The 5,483-nt window shown below is 74.6% G+C and carries 4 protein-coding genes and 2 pseudogenes; 4 read left to right on the plus strand and 2 right to left on the minus strand.

The genetic code is table 11. The features are described 5' to 3' along the window. From HUW36_RS34605 to HUW36_RS24480, 4 genes and pseudogenes are all read left to right on the plus strand, one after another. Nucleotides 1-171 (plus strand): annotated as a pseudogene (locus HUW36_RS34605) (class I SAM-dependent RNA methyltransferase); the annotation flags it as partial. A 9-nt stretch (nucleotides 172-180) separates the two neighbouring features. Next, nucleotides 181-1,338: an anhydro-N-acetylmuramic acid kinase gene (locus HUW36_RS24470; RefSeq protein ID WP_174530320.1), complete on the plus strand. Its 1,158-nt coding sequence runs from the start codon at nucleotides 181-183 to the stop codon at nucleotides 1,336-1,338. A 48-nt stretch (nucleotides 1,339-1,386) separates the two neighbouring features. Then, nucleotides 1,387-3,333 (plus strand): 1-deoxy-D-xylulose-5-phosphate synthase, encoded by a 1,947-nt coding sequence (gene dxs / locus HUW36_RS24475; RefSeq protein WP_174530321.1) that lies wholly within the window; start codon nucleotides 1,387-1,389, stop codon nucleotides 3,331-3,333. A gap of 164 nt (nucleotides 3,334-3,497) precedes the next feature. After that, nucleotides 3,498-3,995, plus strand: coding sequence for a GNAT family N-acetyltransferase (locus HUW36_RS24480; protein ID WP_246248311.1), 498 nt, complete (start codon nucleotides 3,498-3,500; stop codon nucleotides 3,993-3,995). Nucleotides 3,996-4,105: 110 nt separating this feature from the next. On the opposite strand, the gene uppS is transcribed toward HUW36_RS24480, so the two are convergent. Then, on the minus strand, nucleotides 4,106-4,870 hold the full coding sequence (uppS, locus tag HUW36_RS24485) for a polyprenyl diphosphate synthase (RefSeq protein WP_174530322.1): 765 nt from the start codon (nucleotides 4,868-4,870) through the stop codon (nucleotides 4,106-4,108). 33 nt (nucleotides 4,871-4,903) lie between these two features. Next, nucleotides 4,904-5,483, minus strand: a pseudogene (locus HUW36_RS24490) (hypothetical protein); the annotation flags it as partial.

Consider the following 5,483-nt stretch of genomic DNA (forward strand, 5'->3'; position numbering starts at 1 on the left):
GTGGCCGCCCGGCCGCGCGCGGTCGCGTACGTGGCCTGCGACCCGGCCGCCTTCGCCCGGGACGTGCGCACGTTCGCCGAGGCGGGCTGGCGGCTGGCCGCGCTGCGCGGGTTCGACCTGTTCCCGAACACCCAGCACGTCGAGCTGGTCGGCCTGTTCCTGCCTGGCTAGCCTGGCCCGATGAAGATCGTCGGGCTGATGTCGGGCACCTCGTACGACGGGGTGGACGTGGTGGCGGGCGAGTTCACGCCCGACGGGGACACGCTGCGGCTGCGGCCGCTCGGGCACCGCGAGCTGCCGTACCCGGACGACCTGCGGGCGCAGATCGGCGCGCTGCTGCCGCCGGCCGCCACCACGATCGAGACGGTGTGCCGGCTGGACAACCGGCTCGGCGAGGTGTTCGCCGAGGCGGCCGCGGTCGGCGTCGAGCTGGCCGGCGGCGCCGTCGACGCGGTCGTCTCCCACGGCCAGACCGTCTTCCACTGGGTCGAGGCCGGTCGGGTGCGCGGCACCCTCCAGCTCGGCGCGCCGGCCCGGGTCGCCGCGCGGGTGGGCGTACCGGTGCTGCACGACCTGCGCTCGGCGGACGTCGCGGCCGGCGGGCAGGGCGCGCCGCTGGTCCCGGCGTTCGACGCGCTGCTGCTCGACGCCACCTCACCGCGCGCGGCACTGAACCTGGGCGGCATCGCGAACCTCACCGTGGTCGCGCCCGGGGCGCCGGTCCTCGGGTACGACGTGGGCCCGGCCAACGCGCTGCTGGACGCCGCCGCCCGCCGGTTCCTCGGCCGCCCCTGCGACGTCGACGGGGCACGGGCCGCCGCCGGCCGGGTGCACGGGGCGCTGCTGGCCCGGCTGCTCGCCGAGCCCTACTACGCCGCGCCGCCGCCCAAGTCGACGGGCAAGGAGCTGTTCCACGGCGGCTACCTGGACGCCGCGCTGGCCGCCCTGGGCGAGCCGGTGGCCGCCGACGACGTGCTGGCCACGCTCACCGAGCTGACCGCCCGCACGGTCGCCGACGCCTGCGACCGGCACGGGGTGACCGAGGTGGTCGCCGCCGGCGGGGGAGTGCGCAATCCCACACTCCGGGCCCGGCTGGCCGCGCGGGGTGCCGGACGGTGGCGGCTGCGCACCACCGACGAGCTGGGCGTGCCGGCACAGGCCAAGGAGGCGTACGCGTTCGCGCTGCTGGGGTGGCTGAGCTGGCACGGGCTGCCCGGCGCGGTCCCGTCGGTCACCGGCGCGTCCCGGGCCGCCGTGCTCGGCTCCTGGACCCCCGCCGGACCGCCGTTCGGGGCGGCCCCGGCGACGCCGCCGCGCCGGCTGGTGGTCGCCGACTGATCCACGGCTCGGCTGCGGACTGTGGCGCGGCCGATAGACTCTCCGGTCATGAGTGTTGAAGAGGGCACGGCCAACCACGGTCGGCTGCTGGGCACCGTCCGCGGCCCGCAGGACGTGAAGCGGATGACCGCCGAGCAGCTGGACATCCTCGCCGCCGAGATCCGTGACTTCCTGATCGCGAAGGTCTCCCGCACCGGCGGGCACATCGGTCCCAACCTCGGTGTGGTCGAGCTGACCCTGGCGATGCACCGGGTCTTCGACTCCCCGCGCGACCGGCTCCTCTTCGACACCGGTCACCAGGCGTACGTACACAAGATCCTCACCGGCCGGCAGGAGGGCTTCGACAAGCTCCGCCAGCGCGGCGGCCTCTCCGGCTACCCCAGCCAGGCGGAGAGCGAGCACGACCTGATCGAGAACTCGCACGCCTCCACCGCCCTGTCGTACGCCGACGGCCTGGCCAAGGCGTACGCGCTGCGCGGCGAGAAGCGGGCCGTGGTGGCCGTGGTCGGCGACGGCGCGCTCACCGGCGGCATGTGCTGGGAGGCGCTGAACAACATCGCCACCGCCGGCAACCCGCTGGTCATCGTGGTCAACGACAACGGCCGGTCCTACTCGCCGACCATCGGCGGCCTCGCCGACCACCTGTCGTCGCTGCGGCTCAACCCCGGCTACGAGAAGGTGCTCGACACCGTCAAGGACGCGCTGGGCAACACCCCGTTCGTCGGCAAGCCGATGTTCGAGGTGCTGCACGCGGTCAAGAAGGGGATCAAGGACGCGGTCGCCCCGCAGGCCATGTTCGAGGACCTCGGCATCAAGTACGTCGGCCCGGTCGACGGCCACGACGTGCCGGCCGTCGAGGCGGCGCTGCGTGCGGCGAAGAACTTCGGCGGCCCGGTGATCGTGCACGCGGTCACCCGCAAGGGCTACGGCTACCGTCCCGCCGAGGACGACGAGGCCGACTGCCTGCACGGCCCCGGCGGCGCCTTCGACGTCGAGACCGGCCAGCTGGTCGCCGCACCGTCGGTGAAGTGGACCCACGTCTTCGCCAACGAGCTGGTGAGCATCGCCGACGAGCGCCCCGACGTGGTCGGCATCACCGCCGCCATGGCCGAGCCCACCGGCATCGCCACGCTGGCCCGCAAGTACCCGGAGCGGGTCTACGACGTGGGCATCGCCGAGCAGCACGCCGCCACCTCCGCCGCCGGCCTGGCCATGGGCGGCCTGCACCCGGTGGTCGCGGTCTACGCCACCTTCCTCAACCGGGCCTTCGACCAGGTCCTGCTGGACGTGGCGATGCACAAGCTGCCGGTCACGTTCGTGCTGGACCGGGCCGGCATCACCGGCCCCGACGGGCCGAGCCACTACGGCGTCTGGGACATGTCGGTCTTCGGCGTGGTGCCCGGCCTGCGCATCGCCGCGCCCCGCGACTCGGTCACGCTGCGCGAGGAACTGCGCGAGGCGATCGCCGTCGACGACGGCCCCACCATCCTGCGTTTCCCGACCGGCACCGTCGCCGCCGACCTGCCGGCCGTGCGCCGGGTCGGCCCGGTGGACGTGCTGGCCGAGTCGGCGCGTACCGACGTGCTGCTGGTCGCGGTCGGCTCCTTCGCCGGCCTCGGCGTGGAGGTCGCCGCCCGGGTCGCCGAGCAGGGTTACGGTGTGACCGTGGTCGACCCGCGCTGGGTCCGCCCGGTCCCGGCCGAGCTGGTCGAGCTGGCCGCCGGCCACCGCCTCGTGGTCACCGTCGAGGACGGCGTCCGCATCGGTGGCGTCGGCTCCGCGCTGGCCCAGGCGATGCGGGACGCCGACGTCCGGGTGCCGGTGAAGGACCTGGGCGTACCGGCCGACTGGCACCCGCACGGTACCCGCGCGCAGATCCTGGCCGACCTGCGGCTCACCGCGCAGGACGTGGCGCGTGACGTCACCGGCTGGATCTCCGGCCTGGACGCCGCGCCGGTCGACCCGGCCACCGACGGGGCCGCGGCGCAGAACTGATCCGGATACGGTGCTCGGGCGGTCCCGCTTCCTGCGGGGCCGCCCGAGCGCTGTTTCCGGGCTTCCGTCTGCGGGGTGCCGCCAGTTCGCCGACGTGGCGGCATCGAGGTGGCCGGGATGCCACCACCTCGGCGACGTGGAGTGAATCATGGGAGGGCTGCGCCGTGGACGTGCGTGTGGCCACGCCGGCCGACCTGGACGACATCGTCGACCTGCACACCCGGGCCCGGCTCGCCTACTACGGCGCGGGCGGGCTGCCCACCGGGGAGATCGTCAACCCGGCGCTGGCCCGGGAACAGCGGGACGGCTGGACGGCGGCGATCGCCGCGCCGCACAAGCACGTGCGGTGTGCCGTCGTGGACGGTCGCCTGGTCGGCCTGCTGGCCCTGGGCCCGCCGCACTCGTCCGAGGTGGACGCCGCGCAGCTCTACCAGATCCATGTCGCCCCGGACTGCTGGGGCCGGGGCATCGGCGGCACGCTGCACGGGCTCTTCCTGCGTCACCTGGAAGCCGAAGGGCTGCCGGTGGGGGTGCTGGAGGTGTGGGAGCGCAACACCCGTGCCCGTGCCTTCTACACCCGGCACGGCTGGCGCCCCGACGGCACCACCCGCCCCGGCCCCGCCGACGCCCCCTACCTCGGCATGCGCCTCCACCACCCCTGAGGTCGTGGAGGAACCCGTCGATAGTGCAGTTGAGGCCCGCGAGGTGCCCGTTATGACCTGTTCACGTGGGCCCACACTGCAAGATCGGTGCGGGGGTGGGAGGGGGGTGGTTACCGGGGGCGGGTGCGGGTGGCGTAGGTGCGGAGGGCCCGGAGGAAGTCGACCTCGCGGAAGCCCGGCCAGTACACGTCGCAGAAGTACAGCTCGGACTGGACCGCCTGCCAGAGCAGGAAGCCGGACATCCGACGCTCGCCGCTGGTCCGGATGACGAGGTCGGGGGCGGGCCGGTCCCCGGTGTAGAGGTGCGTGCCGATGGCGTCGGCAGTGAGGCGGTCCGCCACGTCGGCAAGGGTGGCGCCGGCCTCCGCCTCGCGGTGCAGCAGGCGCCGGACCGCGTCGGCGATCTCCGTACGACCGTCGTAGCCGATCGCGACGGTCAGGTCGAAGCCGCCGGCCCGGTCCCGGGTGCCGTCCTCGGCCAGCTTCAACGCGTGCCGGGTGGAGTCGGGCAGGACGTCGGTCCGGCCGGCCACGTGCAGCCGCCACGGGCTGTCCGGTCGCCGCAGCGGCTCGGCGATGACGTCCTCGACCAGCCGCATCAGGTGCGCGACCTCGGCGGAGCCGCGCTTGCGTACGTTGTCGACCGAGGCGACGAACAGGGTGATCTGCCGGATGCCCAGCTCGGCGCACCAGCCGGCCACCTCGTGCAGGTGCGCCGCGCCGTACCGGTGGCCCACCGACGGGTCGTCGAACCCCATCTGCCGCGCCCAGCGACGGTTGCCGTCCATCACCATCGCGACGTGCCGGGGCAGCGTCGCGTCGACGAGTCCCGCCCGCAGACGACGGGCGTAGAGCCGGCGGATCACCTCGACCATGGCGTCTCCTTGGACGGGAAAGCCCTCCGGCCGTCAGCGGGGGGCGGACAGCGAGCGGTACCACGTCTTCTCGGTGCCGGCCAGGCTGAACGTCTGCTTGGCGTCGGTCTGCTCGACCACCACCAGGCCGGGCCGGTCGACCAGGCGGGTGGTGCCGGGCGGGGCGGCGAACGAGGCGTCCCGGGTACGCCAGGTCAGCACCGCCAGCGGCTGCCCGGGCACCGGCAGGTGGTAGGCCTGGAGCGTGGTGGAGCGGTCGGCGGGGGAGACCACGGGCGTGCCACCGCCGGCCGGGCGGTAGACCACGGCGGTCATGGTGCCGGTGGCGGTCTCCCAGGTGAGCTGCTCCAGGTCACCCGGCTCCCCGCCGCCCAGGGCCACCTCGCCCAGCGAGCGGGTCGCGATCTTCGCCATCGGCCAGGACTCGGGCGCGGAGCGGGGGGCCTCGCGGTCCCCGATGCGCCGGGGGAGACTGCCGAACGGGCCCCGTTCGCCGGCCAGCGCGCAGGTGTCCAACCCGGCCAGGGCCCGCCGGCCGGCGCCGGTCTCGTCGCGCACCAGCGGGTAGCGGGGCGCCTCGGTGGCCGTACCCAGGTCGAGGACGCGGTCGGCG

Origin of the sequence: Micromonospora maritima (genome assembly GCF_902825405.1) — a bacterium.
Lineage (GTDB): Bacteria > Actinomycetota > Actinomycetes > Mycobacteriales > Micromonosporaceae > Micromonospora > Micromonospora maritima.

Coding starts and splice junctions, on each gene's coding strand:
- HUW36_RS24470 (WP_174530320.1), top strand. CDS start 181: ATGAAGATCGTCGGGCTGATGTCGGGCACCTCGTACGACGGGGTGGAC.
- dxs (WP_174530321.1), top strand. CDS start 1,387: ATGAGTGTTGAAGAGGGCACGGCCAACCACGGTCGGCTGCTGGGCACC.
- uppS (WP_174530322.1), bottom strand. CDS start 4,870: ATGGTCGAGGTGATCCGCCGGCTCTACGCCCGTCGTCTGCGGGCGGGA.